The sequence below is a fragment of the Bradyrhizobium sp. LB13.1 genome (assembly GCF_054056815.1).
Genome location: NZ_JBSRYQ010000001.1, coordinates 5,484,723 through 5,500,588, shown reverse-complemented (window position 1 = coordinate 5,500,588; position 15,866 = coordinate 5,484,723). Strand labels below are relative to the sequence as shown.

The window sequence follows — 15,866 nt, the reverse complement described above, 5'->3', positions numbered from 1 at the left end:
CGCTTGGGGCGTCAGAATAAGTAGTTGTGATTCAACGCGTTGGCATACTTTCGCGGGACAACGCACTGTTCACTCTCAGGCAAGCCCGTCGGGACTTTGTCGCCTAGACTGTGTTATAGAGCCAGCAAAACTAGCCAATTCGAAAGAACAGATCCCATGGCAGTGCATCAGGTCAATCCGGGAGGGAAGCTCGCAACGCTTGATCCGATCTGGGATCGGATCCGCGGCGAAGCTGAGGACATCGTCCACCGCGAGCCGGAGCTTGCGACCTTCATCTATTCGACGGTGCTGCATCACAGCCGCCTGGAAGATGCGGTGATCCATCGTGTCGCCGACCGGCTCGATCACTCCGCGCTGTCGGGCGATCTCGTGCGCCAGACCTATGACGAGGCGCTGCGCGACGATCCCGATCTCGGCAACGCCTTCCGCGCCGACCTCGTCGCCGTCTACGACCGCGACCCCGCGACCTCGCGCTTCATCGATCCCTTGCTCTACTTCAAGGGCTTTCACGCCATCCAGACCCATCGCCTCGCGCACTGGCTCTGGCTGAAGGGCCGCAAGGATTTTGCGTATTATCTCCAGAGCCGCGCGTCTGCGGTGTTCCAGACCGACATCAATCCTGCCGCGCGCATCGGCCGCGGCATCTTCCTCGACCACGCCACCGGCTTCGTCTGCGGTGAGACCGCCGTGATCGAAGACGACGTCTCGATCCTGCATGGCGTCACGCTCGGCGGCACCGGCAAGGAGAACGAGGACCGCCATCCGAAAATCCGTCACGGCGTCCTGATCGGCGCCGGCGCAAAAATCCTCGGCAACATCGAGATCGGCCATTGCGCGCGCATCGCGGCCGGCTCGGTCGTGGTCAAGCCCGTGCCGCACAACGTCACGGTCGCGGGCGTGCCCGCCAAGGTCGTCGGCGAAGCCGGCTGCGCCGAGCCGTCGCGCACCATGGATCAGATGATCAACGCCATGGGACTCTGAGACGGGACTCTGAGACGGGACTTTGAGCTTGTCAGAAGGGTCGGATTTTCCGGCCCTTTGGTCCCCAAATTCTTTGGCAATTCATGCTGGCGGTTCGTCGCGTCTCGTCCTAAAACCCCGCCAACCCAGATTTCGATTGGAGACTTGCCGTGGACGTCAAGGAAGTTAGGAAGCTCGACGCGTACCTGAAGCGCGTATTCGGCAATTCCAAGATCCGCGTCGTGCCGCGGCCGAAGAAGGATGATTCCGCCGAGGTTTATATTGGCGAGGAATTCATCGGCGTGCTCTTCGTCGACGACGAGGACGACGATCGCTCGTTCCAATTCCAGATGGCGATCCTCGAGGACGATCTCGTCGATCAGGAATAATCGTCACCACGGGTGTTAGAGCCGCGGCCCGCGCAACTGCGCGGCGAGCCGGTCCATCGCTTCCGCCGCATCGCGCCATTGCGAGAGCCAACTCCGCGGAAAGCGGAAGGTGAGGTCGGCGCCGCCGACGCGGCGTTCGGACAGGCACATGCCGGGCGTCGCTGCATCGCGCGTACAGCGCGCGGTCAGCGCGGGACTTGCAGCAGAATAGAAATCCTCGCTGCCGTAAGGCGTATCGGCGCGGAACATCCGCATCGTCAGCCCGTCCGCGGGCATCGCCGCAGCCTGGTCGAGATAGCGCGGATATATCGTGGCGGTACGCTGCTCGGGCGAGAGCGCATCGCGATGCGCGGCGATCGACAGGAAGATGCGGTCGATCGGCTGCATTGCCGCATCCACGCTATCGGCGGTGACGTGCTTCGGCGCGCCCGGCGGTTCCAGCGAAGGGTACAGGAAGTCGAGATCGATCCGCTCCTGCGGCCCGGAGTGGCGCTGGATCTTCATTCGGATCGCTGTCATCGGCAGGTTGAACAGCGTACCGCCGACGCTCACGGGCAGCTTGTCCGGGGCGTTCGCGCCGCTACTGCCCCAGGTCGGCCACAACAAATAGGCGACGAGCGCGACCGCGCACACCGCGGCCGCGCCGCCGAGCACGATCGGGACGACATGCGCCCGGGTTCGCGTTCGGGGGGACTGAGGAGAGGTTGCCGAAAACACCGTCATGAGCCGCGCGAATGAGTCCGAGGTCGGCCGATGGCCGACGAATCAGCCGCGAATATGCCACGCGGCGGCGATTTCGCGGAGCGTTCGCCGGCTGCGGGAAAGGGAGAGGGGCCTGCGCGGGATGGCCGGCGGCGTTAACCTTCCCTTAAGGATAATGTAGCGTTAACCAGCCCTATTTGTCACAGGAAGGCCCCGGCGTTGCGTAAGGCGGACCGTTCCGATGACACCTGAAGCTCTCAACACTTTCTTCTCCATCTTCATCGGTTTTGCGCTCGCGGGCGCACTCGTGAGCGGATACCAGGCGGTCGCACAGCGGCCTGCCGGCTTCGGCCTGCTGCAGGACGGCGTGGCGCCGAAGACCTTCGCGGCGGTTCCGTTCCTGGTGTTCGCGGCGCCCTTCATCATCATGCGCAACACCCTGCGCGGCATGCAGGTGGAAAGCCGCCGAGTCGAGTTCGTGATGATGGCGACCGTCATCGCCGGCTTCTGGAGCATGATGAGCGGCACCTTCTTCCTGATGACGCTGCGCGCGGCCGGCGTTCTGGTCTGATGCGCGCGCTTTAAGAGCTGCCGGCGCGGCGGCCCTTTGCGTCGAGGCCTCCGTTTCGCTATGCCAGTCTTAGCGTGACAGGAGACCCTCATGGCGATCTACGAGCTCGACGGGCAGGCGCCCGACCTTCCCGCCGACGGCAATTACTACATCGCGGAGACCGCCACTGTGATCGGCCGCGTGCGGCTGAAGCCGGGTGCGAGCGTCTGGTTCGGTGCCGTGCTGCGCGGCGACAATGAGTGGATCGAGATCGGCGAGGGTGCCAACGTACAGGACGGCTCGACCTGCCACACCGACCTCGGCTTTCCCCTCGTCATCGGCAGCAACTGCACGGTCGGCCACAATGTCATCCTGCACGGCTGCACCATCGAGGAGGGCGCGCTCATCGGCATGGGCTCGATCGTGATGAACGGCGCCAGGATCGGCCGCAACAGCATCGTTGGCGCCGGGTCCGTCATCACCGAGGGCAAGGAATTCCCCGAACGGTCCCTGATCATCGGCTCGCCGGCGCGCGTGATCCGCACGCTCGACGACAGCCAGGTCCAGAAGATGGGGAGCGCAGCCAGATTCTATGCCGCAAACGGTCCTCGGTTCGCCAAGGGCCTGAAACGGATCGGCTGAGATGCACGCAGGCCGTGCGCGGCCGGCATTTGGTTTCGTACCGTAGAAACACCCGCGCGTCAGCTTCCCTCGGACTCGCTCGCTTCGATCGGGCCGGCGACCTTCTCGTGCCCGGCGGCCCACAACGCATGCTCGTTGCTGCCGTCCCGGTATGGATTGGCTGCTGCCGGGATGTTCTCGCGCGCGGAACGTTCGCCCTCTGCAAGAGGATCGCGATCCGTCATCGTGATTTCGCCTGTCGGTTTTGCCGCGTCGAACGCGTTTGGTTTGGGCATGATCGTGCCTGCCTTGCCGCTTTCAAGTTGATGCAACGGCCTTTGTTCCGGAACCGGCCTTGGCTGCGGCCGTTGACCGGCGAAGGAGAATTTCCGATGGCCAGATTGTCCACAGTCCTCCTCAAGACCGTCCTCGTGATCTTTGTCCTTGCGGCGATGCCGGCCGTATCGTTCGCGCAAGCGACCGGCGGCGCAACCGGCTCCGCTGGATCGACCGGCACGGGTAGTGGTGGTGTCTCAAACTCTCCCGCCTCGCCACCCGGCACCAACAGCCTGGGTACGGCGCAATCATCTGGTGGTTCGCCCGGCGTCACCACCGGCACCGGCACAGGCGCAGGTGAGGCTGATGCCACCGTCAACACCGAGAACCGGCTGCTCGACAAGAAGCTCAAGAGCATCTGCCGCGGCTGCTGATGCTCGCGCGGAAGTGAGGCAGTATAGCTGTCCGGAATGCCCAAGGGACGCTAGCTTGGTCCTGCTTTGAGGCGTGGAGCGTGTCCACGCGGAGGATCGAGTGATGTTACGCAAGATGATGATGGCGGCGCTGGCCGTCGCGATAGTCGGGCTGTCGGCCCCAGAGGCGGCCCAGGCGCGCGGCGGTTTCGGTCACGGCGGCGGCGGCTGGGGCCACGGCGGCGGTTGGGGCCATGGCGGTGGCTGGGGTCATGGCGGCGGCTGGCGTGGCGGCGGCTTCTGGCCGGGAATCGCGATCGGGGCGGGTATCGCCGGAGCCGGCTACTACGGCGGCTATTACGGCTACGGCCAACCCTATTACGGCAATCCGTATTACTATGGTACCGGCTACGACGATGGTGGCTATGGCGGCTGCTACGTCGTGCGGAAGCGCGTCATGACGCAGTCAGGCTGGCGTATCCGCCGTGTGGATGTCTGCGAATAGGCGCTGTACCCATCAAAAAACAAGGTCGTCGACGCAGTATACCGTCAACGACCTTGCCAGCCCCGGACATTGAAATCGGCTCACGCCATCCGGTAACGGCTAGCATCGCTCAGATTCATATTGGCGAATGTGATCCAGTTCACAAGTCAAAAAATTTAAAGCTGCGTCGCGAGCAGCTCAGCCGCGCGAGCGCTTGCGCGCGCTGGCGTGGACGCGCTGCCGCACCGGTTTCCTGCGGGTAACCGAGGGGGTCTCCACCTCGGTCGTCCGGACGCTGGCAAAGGACTGCCGCAGGCCGTCGATCGACTCGTTCAGCGTTGCGACCTGCTCGGACAGGCGCTTGGTGTCGGCCTGCTGGAATGCGAGCAACCGCTTCACCGTCTGGAGCTGGTCCTGCACGACCTGGAGCTGGTCGATCGATTCCTGCTGGGTCGCCTCCAGTCCCTTGGTCTTCTCGAACAGCTGCTCGGAGGCCTGTGCGGTGCGGGCTTGAAGCTGCCGCGACGCCACCACCCGGTCGGTCTCAGGAGCTGAGCCGGTATAGGCGCGCCAGATCGCGATCGAGGTCACGCCGGCGATCAGCAGGAGGAGGGTGGCAGCGGTCAGCGCGATGGGCTGGGCGCCGAGACGAAGGAGGGGGTTGGACGGTGCGTCCTCTGCGAGATCGATCATCGCTGACAAACCCAAATTGAAACTTGGTGAGTGACGAAAACCGGCAACCCTGAGATCACCGGGGTGTCCCGAAAGCGTTACGTTTCGGCAAGGAATGGGACCAAAAAGAGGCTAAGAGCAAAAAAAGCCAGCAAACACAGGCCTTGAGACCTCCGAAGGTCTCTTCAGGATAGGGATCAGGGCTGAAACGGAGAAAACGGCCCGGCATAGGTCTTCGATCGCGGCGCCGCATAGGGCCCGAGCCGGGAGGTCTTCAGCGCCAGGCGCACCAGTGATTCCGCCAAGGTCACTGCGGCGGCGACGCCGTCGATCACGGGCAGGCCGTGCGTGGCGGCGAGTTCTGCAGCGAGATCGGCCATGCCGGCGCAACCGAGCAACGATGGCCTCCGCGCGGTCGTCGCGGATCGCGGCTGTGATCTCCGCGGAGATTTTTGCGAGCGCATCAGTATTGCGCTCCTCAAGCGCGAGCACCGGCACCTCGGCAGCGCGGACGCGGGCACAGCGCTCGATGAGACCGTACCTCTTAAGATTATGCTCGATCGGCACGATGGAGACACCGAGCGTCGTCACCACGGCGAAGCGCGCGGCGATCAGGCTCGCCATGTGGAAGCCCGCTTCGCCAATGCCGATCACCGGTGCCGTCGCGATCGCGCGCGCGGCGTCGAGGCCGGTGTCGTCGAAGCAGGCGATGATGTGGGCGTCCGCGCCGTCGCGATCGGCGTCGCGGATGCAGCCGAGCATGCCGGGCGCCGCAAAGGCCTCGTCGTAAAATCCCTCGATCGAGACCGGGCCCATCGCCGGCTGGCGCGCATCGATCAATGTGTCGGGCAGGGCGATCGCGCGCGCGGCGGCGGCGATCTTCGTTGTCATCGACGCCCGTAGTGTTGGGATTGACGACGTGAAGCCGCATCAGACAAGTCCCTTGCCGGCGTCCGAGCCCTTCGCCGCCTGCCGCTTGTTGAGCATGTGGATGGTGCCGAGCGCAAGCGTGATCACCGCAAACGAAACCGCGGAGATGATGGTGCCGAGCGCATAGATATCCGGGTTCGTCACCGTCGTGGTAAGGCCCTGGAGATCGAGCGGCAATGTGTTCACCGCGCCGATCGCCTGACTCGAGCGCGCCAGCTCGTCCCAGGACAGCGTGAATCCGAACAGACCGATGCCGATCACCGACGGCAGGATGATCGGCAGCACGACATGACGGAAGGCCTGCCACGGCGTCGCACCGAGGTCGCGTGCGGCTTCTTCGAGCCGGGGATCAAAGCGGTTGAAGATCGCGAACATGATGAGCAGGCCGAATGGCAGCGTCCAGGTCAGATGTGCGCCAAGGCCCGAGGTCAGCAGGCCCATCGAGGTCTCGAAGTTCTCGTTCCAATGCGCCTTGATCAGATCGTCGATGATGCGGAATTCAAGCGAGATGCCGAGTGAGGTGATGATCGAGGGAACGATGAGGCTCGCGATCGCCGAATAGAACAAGATGCTTTGCGCCTTGAACTTCCTGCGGAACGCCATGCCGGCAGCAACCGACAGCACGACGGTAACGATCATCACGATGATGCCAAGCAGCAGCGAACGGCGAAAGGCCGCGCCGAGATCGACGATGCCGGTTCCCTGGAACAGTTTTGCGATCCAGAAGGTCGAGACGCCGTTCATCGGGAAGGTGAGGCCGCCCTGCGGCCCCTGGAACGACAGCACGTAGATCGCGATCATCGGGCCGTAGAGGAACAGCGTGTAGGCCGCGAAGAAGATCGCGAGCACGTAGAAGCTGCGCGGGCGTCCCTCCTTCATCGCCTCCTATAGCTCCTTCTTGATGTCGACGATGCGCGACATCATGGTGATGATCAGGAAGGTGATGACAAGCAGGATCACGGCGTTTGCGGCCGCTGCCGGGAATTGCAGCGCGTTCACCCGCGTCTCGATGATCTTGCCGGCGGCCGCGATCTGCTGGCCGCCCATCACGCCGATGGTGATGAAGTCGCCCATCACGATGGTGATGACGAAGATCGAGCCGATCACGATGCCGGGTTTGGCCAGCGGGATGATGACGTTGACGAGCGTCTGGAAGCCGGTGGCGCCGGCATCATAGGCGGCCTCGATCAGCGAATTGTCGATGCGCACCATCGAATTGAAGATCGGCACCACCATGAAGAAGGTGAAGAGGTGGACCAGCGCCAGCACCACGGAGAACTCGGAGAACAGCAGCCATTCCAGCGGCTGATTGATCGCACCGGTCTTGACCAGACCGGAATTGACCAGGCCGTTGCGCCCGAGCAGCGGGATCCACGCGATCATGCGGATCACGTTGGAGGTCCAGAACGGGATCGTGCAGAGCAGCGACAATCCCATCTGCCAGGTCCTGGACTTGACGTGGAAGGCCAGGAAATAGGCGACCCAGAAGCCGATGAACAGCGTGATTGCCGAGACCAGGAAGCACAGCTTCAGCGTTTTCAAATAGGTCTTGGCGATGGTGCAGAGATCGGGGAGCTGCGCGATGCAGCCCTCGAACGTGTCGGTGTAGCCGCGGCCGGAGAAGGCCGGCAGCAACTGGTATTCGTTGTAGTCCCAGAAGGAGACGATGACGACGAAGGCCAGCGGGATCAAGAAGAAGGCGAGAAACACCAACATCATCGGCCCGGCCTGGAGCCAGGAGACGAAGGATGGCGACAGGCGCGCCGCTTTCGCGGCGCGCGCTGTGCCTGACCCCCGGACGAGGTCCGGGGATGCCTGTTGCAGGATGTCCTCCGACGTGTCCATCAGATTACGCCGCGATGAACTCGTTCCACTTGCGGACCATGTAGTCGTTCTCGTCCATCACCGCGTTCCAGCAGGCAACGCCGCCCATGCGGTCCTCGTAGGAGCCGCCGTCGCGCACGGCGCCGGCCTTTTCGAGCAGCGAGCCGTCGGGCGCCTTGATGTCCTTCTCGGCTGCCTTGCCTTCCATCCAGTAGGCCCACTCGTAGGGCTCCATATGCGCTTTCGCGGTGGAGAGCACGGCGGAGTAATAGCCCTGGCGGTTGAGATAGGCGCCGGCATAGCCGGCCAGGAACCAGTTGACGAACTCGTAGGCCCATTCGAGCTTGGCGTCCGACACGCCCTTGGAGACGCAGAAGCCGGAAGCCCAGGAACGATAGCCTTCCTTAAGCGGCTGGAAGGTGCAGGCGATCCCCATCGAGCGCACCTTCGTCACCGCCGGCGACCACATCGACTGGATCACGGTTTCGCCCGACGCCATCAGGTTGACGCTCTCGTTGAAGTCCTTCCAGAACGCGCGGAACTGGCCGGCCTTCTTGGCTTCGATCATCACCTTCATGGTGAGATCGATCTCTTCCTTGGTCATGTTGCCCTTGTCGGCATATTTGTACTTGCCGGAGGCTTCCACGACCATCGCGGCATCCATGATGCCGATCGAGGGGATGTTGAGGATCGAGGCCTTGCCCTTGAACTCCGGGTTGAGCAGCTCGGCCCACGAGCTGATCGGCCGCTTGATCAGGTCGGGACGGACGCCGAGCGTGTCGGCGTTGTAGACGGTCGGAATCAGCGTGACGAATTCGGTCGCCGACGTCGCGAACTTCTTGGAGTCCTTGCCTTCGAGATACAGCACCTTCCAGGGCGCGGTGCCCTGGCCGCCGATCTTCTTGCCGCCGGGCGTCTGGCCCTTGGTGAAGACGGGCGTGATGTTGTCGAATTCCTTGATCTTCCTGGAGTCGAGGGCAAGGATGTTGCCCGACGGCACGATCTTCTTCAGCGAGAAATATTCGGTGTCCAGCACGTCGAAGGAGTTCGGCTGGGTCATCACGCGCTTGGTGACGTCGTCGGTGGTCGCGGTGATGTATTCGATCTTGATGCCGGTGTCGTTCAGGCACTGCTTGGAGATGTCGTCGCCCTCGTTCACGGCGGTGCCGAGATAGCGCAGCACCTTCGGCTCGGCCGACATCACGTAGGGGAAGCCGGTGATTGCGCCGGAGCCGGCGGCAAGGCCGGCGAGACCAGCGGTGCTCTTCAATAGCGTGCGGCGGCTGACGCCGGTCTTTTTGGTCGTCTCGGTCATACCAGTCACTCCTCTGTTGCGCATTTTCGATCAATGGACGCTATTGCAGGCGCTGCGCCTTGGCGGGATCCCAGGTGACCAGAACGCGATCGCCCGGACGGAAAGGGCGGGCGTCGAACACGGTCTCGGGAACGTGGGCGAACAAGGCAGTGCCGTCGTCGAGCGTAAGCGAGACGGCGACATATGAGCCCTGGTACTCGGTCTGGGTCAGCAGCGCCGGCGCGCCGAACGCACCCTCAACAAACGGCGTGATGCCGAGTTGATCGGCGCGCACGGCAATGAGTTTGCCGGCGTCGCTGAGGACGTTGTGGCCGCCGATGAAGCGCGCCACGAATTCGGTGCTGGGGTGATGGAAGATGTCGCGGGCCGAGCCCTGCTGCTCGATCTTGCCCTGGTTCATCACCACGATGTGGTCGGCAAGCGCCATTGCCTCTTCCTGGCCGTGGGTGACCTGGATGAAACTGATGCCGAGCTCGCGCTGCAGCCGCTTCAGCTCGCCGCGCATCCTGACCCGCAGGAACGGATCGAGCGCGGAGAGCGGCTCGTCGAGCAAGAGGATCTGCGGCTCGGTGATCAGCGCGCGGGCGAGCGCCACGCGCTGCTGCTGGCCGCCGGAGAGCTGGGCCGGCAGTCGGCCGGCATAGGAGCTCATTGCGACGAGCTCGAGCAGTTCGCCGGCACGCTTGTGCCTGATAGCGCGGTCGACACCGCGCATTTTCAGGGCAAACGCAACATTGTCGAGCACGGTCAGGTGCGGAAACAGCGCGTAGGACTGGAACATCATCGCTGTACCGCGCTTGGCGGGCGCGAGGTCGGTGACGTTTTGCGGGCCAAGGATGATGTCGCCTTCGCTGACCGCCTCGTGGCCCGCGATCATGCGCAAGGTCGAAGTCTTGCCGCAGCCGGAGGGGCCGAGCAGGCAGCAATAGGTGCCTGCCGGGATCTTCAGATTGACGGTGTCGACCGCCAGCGTCGTGTCGTAACGCTTGGTGACGGCGACCAGTTCGAGAGCGGCGGGAGTGGCCATGGCGTGTCCGGGGAGAGGGCGATGCTTCGCCTCTCTCCGCAAGGTCCGTGCCAAGCGCGCTTGAATCGTCCTGGGCTGGCCGAATTGCAAAACAGTGCTGCGGAGTCAGATCGTTAGATCGAATCTCGTGCGTCCGGTCGGCTCGCTGCCTTCGCAATTGCGTGCACACAAAACAGGCGCGGATTGTATAAAGTTTCGCCTGTGATTGGATACAGCTCGTCGACTACCATTCGAGGCCGAACGTTGCCGATCGAGTCCTCACACCCATGGCCGCCAAGTCCCGACCGAAATCCGACGCGCCAGATGCGAACGATCGCGTCAGCCGCATCCGGGAAGGCGTGACCGCGGCGATCCTCGAGCATCGTCTGCTGCCGGGTACGAAACTCGGCGAGGACGAGATCGGCGAGATCTACGGCTCAAGCCGCACGCTGGTTCGCACCGCGCTCCAGCAGCTCGCGCATGAGGGCATCGTCAACATCGAGAAGAACCGCGGCGCCTTCATCGCACGTCCGACGCCTGCGGATGCCCGCGAAGTGTTCGAGGCGCGCCGCCTGGTCGAGCCGACGATCGTCGATCACGCGGTTGACGCGGTGTCACCGGCTTGGATCCATCGTCTCCAGCGGCATCTTGCCGAGGAACGCGAGGCGGAATCACGCGGCGACGCGCGCGCCTCGGTCCGGCTCTCCGGCGACTTTCATCGCCTCGTCGCCGAGATGAGTGGTCACAGCATCTATCTCGGTTTCCTGAAGGAGCTGATCGCGCGCTCCTCGCTCATCATCCTGCTCTATCGCCGCCACGACACGCCGGCCTGCGGCACTGATCATCACGCCGGCATCGTCGCCGCGATCCGCAAACGCGACAGAGCGGCCGCCCGCGCGCAGATGTTGTCGCATCTGAACGAGATCGAGGCCGAGCTGTTTCTGAAAGATCCCGCCGCGGACGAGTTGCGGCTCGCGGACGTGCTGGGCGCCTAACGAACCGCATCGTTTGGCTACGGCAGCGAAGACCCTTCGTTGCGCTTCATGATCTTCAGCACGAGCAGGATCGCGCCGAGGATCAGGAAAAGAACGCCGGCGAACGTCGTGCCGCCGTATTCGAAGGTCACGCCGATTCCCGTCAGCAGACATCCGATGATGATTGCGAGGAGTCCGCCGAGTTTCTTGACCAGCATGACGTGTCCGTCAGTTGTTTGTGCCACCATGTTGCGCCTCGTCATTTCGCGCCTGCGCTCGCGGTCCCTGTTACTTCTCTCCCCAGTCGAGCAGGCCGGCGCGATCGTACTCTCGAATGCGCAAATTGCAATCTGGCGTTGATCCTGGACTTTTGCAGCGTCTGCATTTGATTTGAGTTCGATGTATGTGAGACAGCCGCGCTTACTCAGTTTCCTGATATTCCCGAGCAAAGTTCGCGGTGCACCTTTGCCGCAGTCGGATGGCTGAATTGCAGAATCTCCCTAGGGTTGCAAATTGACTCCATGGGGCACGAGGCATCAACTACCATCGCGCGGTTGGGTTCTGGAGCGGGAGATCATGCCGGGATTGAAAGTGCGGGGCGGGCTCGCGATGCTGCTTGCAGTGCTTCTCTGCAATGCGTCGCCTGCGGCGGCCCAGCAGGACGCTGCCGTCCTGTTCCGTAACGTCAGGATTTTCGACGGAAAGAACGCGACGCTCTCGGTTGCGTCCAATGTTCTGGTCAGGGACAGGAAGATCGAGAAGATATCGACTGCCGACATCGCAGCCACCGGTCAGGTGATCGACGGCGGCGGCCGCGTGCTGATGCCGGGGCTGATCGATGCGCATTGGCACACGATGCTGGTGCGCCCGACGCCGATGGCCGCGCTCGCAGGCGATATCGGCTACAACAACCTGCTTGCGGCCAGCGAGGCGACCGCGACGCTGATGCGCGGCTTCACCACCGTGCGCGACATGGGCGGGCCGAGCTTCGGCCTCAAGCAGGCCATCGACGAGGATCTTGTCGCCGGTCCCCGCATCTATCCCTCGGGCGCCATCATCACCATCACCAGCGGTCATGGTGATTTCCGCCAGCTCTCCGATCTGCCGCGCACCATCGGCGGCATGCTCAGCCGCATGGAGCGGATCGGCGGCAGCATGGTCGCCGACAGTCCCGACGAGGTGCGCGTGCGCGCGCGCGAGCAGCTCATGCAGGGTGCTTCGCAGGTCAAGCTCACGGCGGGCGGCGGCGTCGCGTCGCCCTTCAGCCCGCTCGATGTCTCCACCTTCACCGAGCCCGAGCTGCGCGCCGCCGTCGAGGCCGCCGACAATTGGGGCACCTATGTCGCCACCCACGCCTACACGCCGGTCGCGATCCAGCGCTCGATCGCAGCCGGCGTGAGATGCATCGAGCACGGTCACCTCATGGACGAGGCGAGCGCGAAGCTGATCGCGGAGAAGGGGATTTGGCTCAGCACGCAGCCATTCCTCGACCTCTCCGCCGCGGCGGGGTTGGGGCCAGCGGAGCAGGATAAGATGCGGCAGGTGGTTGCCGGCACCGATCGCGTCTACGCGCTGGTGAAGAAGTACGGCATCAAGACCGCGTTCGGCACTGACGTGCTGTTCTCGAAGGCCTTGGCGGACAGGCAGGGCTCGATGTTGGCCGCGCTGACGCGCTGGTACACACCGGCCGAAGCGCTGGCGATGGCGACGTCGACCAATGCGGAGCTGCTGAACCTGTCAGGCCTGCGCAATCCTTACCCAGGTAAGCTCGGCGTGGTGGAGGAGGGCGCGCTTGCCGATCTCTTGCTGGTCGACGGCAATCCGCTCGACAACATCAATCTCGTCGAAGATCCCGCGAAGAATTTTGTGCTGATCATGAAGGGCGGCAGGATCTACAAGAACAGTCTGGCACGCTGACGCGCACGCGCAGTGCAGCAATTTAATTCGCATCGTTACCCCGGATTGTGACAGGCGTTGCCCGATTTTTGCGCGTGACATCGTGTCGACGGCCACGCACCGCGGCGTAACGTGACTATTCCTTGCGGACGGTACCGGCTATAGAATGGCGCTCTGTCATTGAACTGTCATGTCACCGGAAATGCTCAATCAGACGCTAAGCCGGCTTGCAAGACTTCGAGCGCGCCGGACGCAAGTCGCCGCCGGCTTCTTCAGGCAGCGTGAACCGGCCGAGCCCGGCGTGGAACCAGGGATCGTCGAGGGCGCTGTGATCGACCAGACGCCATCGCAAGAGGCGACGCCCGCACCCGGGCCAACCCAGTCGAACGCCGCCGCGCGGCCCGCCGGTGAAATCGAGCTCAAGCTTCTCGTCGATGCCGATCGCATGGCGCATTTCAACGCAGCGCCCGTCATCGCGGCGAACGCGCGCAACAAGGGCGCGCGCAAACATCTCAAGTCGGTCTATTATGACACGCCGGAGCGGACGCTGCGTCGCAACGGCTTGAGCTTGCGCGTTCGTCAGAGCGGCGCACGCTTCGTGCAAACCGTGAAAACCGATGCGGTGCATGATCCACTGCGCCGCGGCGAGTGGGAGGCGAGGGTGTCGTCGCTTGCGCCCGACCCGGCTCTGGCGATGCCTTTCATTGCGGAGAAGCTTCGCAGCCATCTCGAAGCGCAGCCGCTCGAAGCGGTGTTCACGGCCGACGTTCATCGTCATGCGCGGATGATTGACCTGCCGTCCGGCACGGTCGAAATCGCGTTTGACCGGGGCGTCCTCACGGCCGGCGACCGGACGTTACCGGTGAGCGAGATCGAACTTGAGCTGAAGAGCGGCAGCGCGAGCGCGATCTACGAGATCGCATTGCGGCTTGCCGAGCACGGGGCGGTGAAGCCGTCGGTTCGCACCAAATCGGCGCGCGGCTTCGATCTTGCCGCCGACAAACCGCCCTCGGCGCGACGTCCGCGAAAACTTCGCCTCGATGCGTCGGTTACGCTCGACGAGGCGTTCGCGACGATCCTGCGCTCCTGCTTCCTCCATTTGCTTCAATCACTGCCCGCGGCCGAGGACGGTCGCAATCCGGAAGGGGTGCATCAGCTTCGCGTCTCGCTGCGCAGGCTTCGATCGGCGCTGGACCTGATGCGATCGGTCGGCGCGCTCAGCAATCTCGATGCGCTGCGGTCGGAAGCCAGATGGCTGGCGCAAGACCTCTCCGCCGCGCGTGACTGGGACGTGTTCCGGCTCGAGACCTTGCCGACCATCGCAAAGGCCTGTCCGTCGGTCGCAGGCTTCGATGCACTGGGCCGGGTTGCGGCCGCGCGTCGGTCCGACGCCTATCGCAAGGCGCATCACGCACTTGACGATCGCCGCTGCACCACGTTCCTGATCGGCCTCGGAAACTGGATCGAGACGCGGGGCTGGCGCAACGACGTCGCCGCCGAAGACCCCGGCCGGCTCGCCGAGCCCGCCATCAACTTCGCGCAGCGCATTCTGTCGGAGCAACATGCGAAGCTGCTCAAGCGCGGCCGCCGCTTCAAGTCGCTTGCCGCCGAAGATCTGCACCGGGTGCGGCTCGCGACCAAGCGGCTGCGCTATCTCAGCGAGTTCCTGCTGCCGCTCTACGAGGACCGCAAATCCGCGCGAAAATTCTCGCGCAGGCTCGCCGGCTTGCAGGAGCAGCTCGGCGCCTTCAATGACATGGCGGTCACGGCATCATTGCTCGAAGGGCTCGGTGCCGGGCCTGACAGCGCCATCGCCGCGGCGGCGATCGCCGGCTGGCAGGCGCGCGCGTCGGTCGGGGTGCAGCCCGCTCTGCAAAGCACGTGGCGCGATTTCACCGCCGCGCGCGTGCCCTGGTCGCGGCAGACGCAGCAGGATTGAACGAAACGACATCCCCAAAAAAAGTTGCGGCCAGCCATTGGGGGATGGCTGGCCGCGCGCGAACCGGTCTGGGACGGGGAGGGGTGGGGATGTGACCGGGTCGCGTAACTCCTTGTCTCGTTCTTACTGGTCTCTTGCGCTGGCGGTGGAGACCGCCGGCCTGGTATCGCCCAGCGAAACCCAGACGTTGGGATCGCTCTGTGACTGGCGCTTGACGAAGCGGTAGCCGGTCTCCGTCCAGGCAACGATGTTCTCGTTCTGATTGTCGAGAACGAACTCGCCCTTGTCGGTCTTCACCGTCAGCACCGCGTGTCCTTCACCCTTCTTGTCGCGCACGACGGTGATGAGCAGGGCCTCGCGCGGCCATCCGGCATCGATCAGCATCTTGCGCTTCAACAGCACGTAGTCTTCACAGTCGCCGTAACCGTCCGACGGCAGCGACCACTTCTCGATCACGCCCCAGTGCTCCTGGTCGGTCAAAGGCTTGACGGTCTCGTTGACCCAGCGATTGACCTTGACGAGGTCGCGCCATGCGGCCTGCGACATCACGATGTCGCGCGGTTGCGTCGGCGCGCCCTGGCACTGAGCGGCATTGTCCGCACAGAATTCGACCCAGCCGATCGGCGAACGCGTGGTGTCGCCGAGGCTTGCATAGAGCAGACGGCCTTCGCCGGCCTGCGCTGCCGCGTTCATTCCGAAGAGCATGGCGGCCAGCGCCATTCCCTTCCCCTGTCCCCTGAAATCAAACATTGCGGCCCCCGTTTCTTGTTGGGACCACATTGCGCACGCAGCTTTTGAGTTGCCGCTAAATCGGCCAAGTAAAGTCGAGACGAATACAAGTAAAAGGCGCGACGAATTCAAACTATACTTGAATCAAATTCGAATAAAATTCGATATGACTGCAATTGATTCAAA

18 protein-coding genes and 1 pseudogene are annotated in these 15,866 nt (G+C 63.6%); 9 read left to right on the top strand and 10 right to left on the bottom strand.

All coding sequences use genetic code 11. From position 1 onward, the window contains the following. Positions 1-156: 156 nt before the first annotated feature. Entirely contained in the window at positions 157-981 is an 825-nt protein-coding gene (gene cysE / locus ACVWYI_RS26705) for a serine O-acetyltransferase (protein WP_247338828.1), read from the top strand. Between the two features lie 149 nt (positions 982-1,130). Next, positions 1,131-1,349 carry a DUF3126 family protein gene (locus tag ACVWYI_RS26700; protein WP_027567779.1) on the top strand — a complete coding sequence of 73 codons (219 nt, stop codon included), beginning with the start codon at positions 1,131-1,133 and terminating at the stop codon, positions 1,347-1,349. 15 nt (positions 1,350-1,364) lie between these two features. On the opposite strand, the gene ACVWYI_RS26695 is transcribed toward ACVWYI_RS26700, so the two are convergent. Further along, positions 1,365-2,072: a hypothetical protein gene (locus ACVWYI_RS26695; protein WP_456663619.1), complete on the bottom strand. Its 708-nt coding sequence runs from the start codon at positions 2,070-2,072 to the stop codon at positions 1,365-1,367. A gap of 220 nt (positions 2,073-2,292) precedes the next feature. Between ACVWYI_RS26695 and ACVWYI_RS26690 the strand changes: the two genes are divergently transcribed. Next, positions 2,293-2,622, top strand: coding sequence for a DUF6949 family protein (locus tag ACVWYI_RS26690; protein WP_247338823.1), 330 nt, complete (start codon positions 2,293-2,295; stop codon positions 2,620-2,622). Positions 2,623-2,712: 90 nt separating this feature from the next. Then, complete coding sequence (locus ACVWYI_RS26685; protein WP_247446455.1) at positions 2,713-3,243, top strand: gamma carbonic anhydrase family protein; 531 nt, start codon at positions 2,713-2,715, stop codon at positions 3,241-3,243. A 59-nt stretch (positions 3,244-3,302) separates the two neighbouring features. Here the strand turns inward: ACVWYI_RS26685 and ACVWYI_RS26680 are convergent, their stop codons facing one another. Continuing rightward, on the bottom strand, positions 3,303-3,518 hold the full coding sequence (locus tag ACVWYI_RS26680; RefSeq protein ID WP_456664636.1) for a hypothetical protein: 216 nt from the start codon (positions 3,516-3,518) through the stop codon (positions 3,303-3,305). Between the two features lie 96 nt (positions 3,519-3,614). Between ACVWYI_RS26680 and ACVWYI_RS26675 the strand changes: the two genes are divergently transcribed. Beyond that, a complete protein-coding gene (locus tag ACVWYI_RS26675; RefSeq protein ID WP_247338819.1) occupies positions 3,615-3,932 on the top strand; it encodes a hypothetical protein in 318 nt (105 codons plus the stop codon). A gap of 103 nt (positions 3,933-4,035) precedes the next feature. Further along, complete coding sequence (locus tag ACVWYI_RS26670) at positions 4,036-4,416, top strand: hypothetical protein (protein ID WP_456663618.1); 381 nt, start codon at positions 4,036-4,038, stop codon at positions 4,414-4,416. A 177-nt stretch (positions 4,417-4,593) separates the two neighbouring features. Here the strand turns inward: ACVWYI_RS26670 and ACVWYI_RS26665 are convergent, their stop codons facing one another. The 6 genes and pseudogenes from ACVWYI_RS26665 to ACVWYI_RS26640 form a co-directional block, all read right to left on the bottom strand. Beyond that, positions 4,594-5,088, bottom strand: coding sequence for a hypothetical protein (locus tag ACVWYI_RS26665; RefSeq protein WP_456663617.1), 495 nt, complete (start codon positions 5,086-5,088; stop codon positions 4,594-4,596). A gap of 176 nt (positions 5,089-5,264) precedes the next feature. Further along, positions 5,265-5,998, bottom strand: a pseudogene (locus ACVWYI_RS26660) (aspartate/glutamate racemase family protein). Then, entirely contained in the window at positions 5,998-6,876 is an 879-nt protein-coding gene (locus tag ACVWYI_RS26655) for an ABC transporter permease (protein ID WP_247338811.1), read from the bottom strand. The pseudogene ACVWYI_RS26660 and the gene ACVWYI_RS26655 overlap by 1 nt, the downstream one beginning before the upstream one ends. 6 nt (positions 6,877-6,882) lie before the next feature. After that, entirely contained in the window at positions 6,883-7,842 is a 960-nt protein-coding gene (locus tag ACVWYI_RS26650; RefSeq protein ID WP_456663616.1) for an ABC transporter permease, read from the bottom strand. Positions 7,843-7,846: 4 nt separating this feature from the next. After that, positions 7,847-9,136: an ABC transporter substrate-binding protein gene (locus ACVWYI_RS26645; protein ID WP_456663615.1), complete on the bottom strand. Its 1,290-nt coding sequence runs from the start codon at positions 9,134-9,136 to the stop codon at positions 7,847-7,849. A 40-nt stretch (positions 9,137-9,176) separates the two neighbouring features. Continuing rightward, positions 9,177-10,163 (bottom strand): ABC transporter ATP-binding protein, encoded by a 987-nt coding sequence (locus tag ACVWYI_RS26640; RefSeq protein ID WP_456663614.1) that lies wholly within the window; start codon positions 10,161-10,163, stop codon positions 9,177-9,179. A 266-nt stretch (positions 10,164-10,429) separates the two neighbouring features. Between ACVWYI_RS26640 and ACVWYI_RS26635 the strand changes: the two genes are divergently transcribed. After that, a complete protein-coding gene (locus ACVWYI_RS26635) occupies positions 10,430-11,137 on the top strand; it encodes a GntR family transcriptional regulator (protein WP_456663613.1) in 708 nt (235 codons plus the stop codon). Positions 11,138-11,154: 17 nt separating this feature from the next. Here ACVWYI_RS26635 and ACVWYI_RS26630 read toward each other — a convergent pair whose 3' ends face one another. Then, positions 11,155-11,334 carry a hypothetical protein gene (locus tag ACVWYI_RS26630; protein ID WP_456663612.1) on the bottom strand — a complete coding sequence of 60 codons (180 nt, stop codon included), beginning with the start codon at positions 11,332-11,334 and terminating at the stop codon, positions 11,155-11,157. Positions 11,335-11,725: 391 nt separating this feature from the next. On the opposite strand from ACVWYI_RS26630, the gene ACVWYI_RS26625 reads away from it, so the two are divergent. Together ACVWYI_RS26625 and ACVWYI_RS26620 are read left to right on the top strand one after the other, a co-directional pair. Next, complete coding sequence (locus ACVWYI_RS26625; protein ID WP_456664579.1) at positions 11,726-13,033, top strand: amidohydrolase family protein; 1,308 nt, start codon at positions 11,726-11,728, stop codon at positions 13,031-13,033. 169 nt (positions 13,034-13,202) lie between these two features. Next, positions 13,203-14,951 (top strand): CYTH and CHAD domain-containing protein, encoded by a 1,749-nt coding sequence (locus ACVWYI_RS26620; RefSeq protein WP_456663611.1) that lies wholly within the window; start codon positions 13,203-13,205, stop codon positions 14,949-14,951. A gap of 123 nt (positions 14,952-15,074) precedes the next feature. Here the strand turns inward: ACVWYI_RS26620 and ACVWYI_RS26615 are convergent, their stop codons facing one another. Next, positions 15,075-15,701 (bottom strand): transglutaminase-like cysteine peptidase, encoded by a 627-nt coding sequence (locus tag ACVWYI_RS26615; RefSeq protein WP_456663610.1) that lies wholly within the window; start codon positions 15,699-15,701, stop codon positions 15,075-15,077. Positions 15,702-15,866 lie beyond the last annotated feature (165 nt).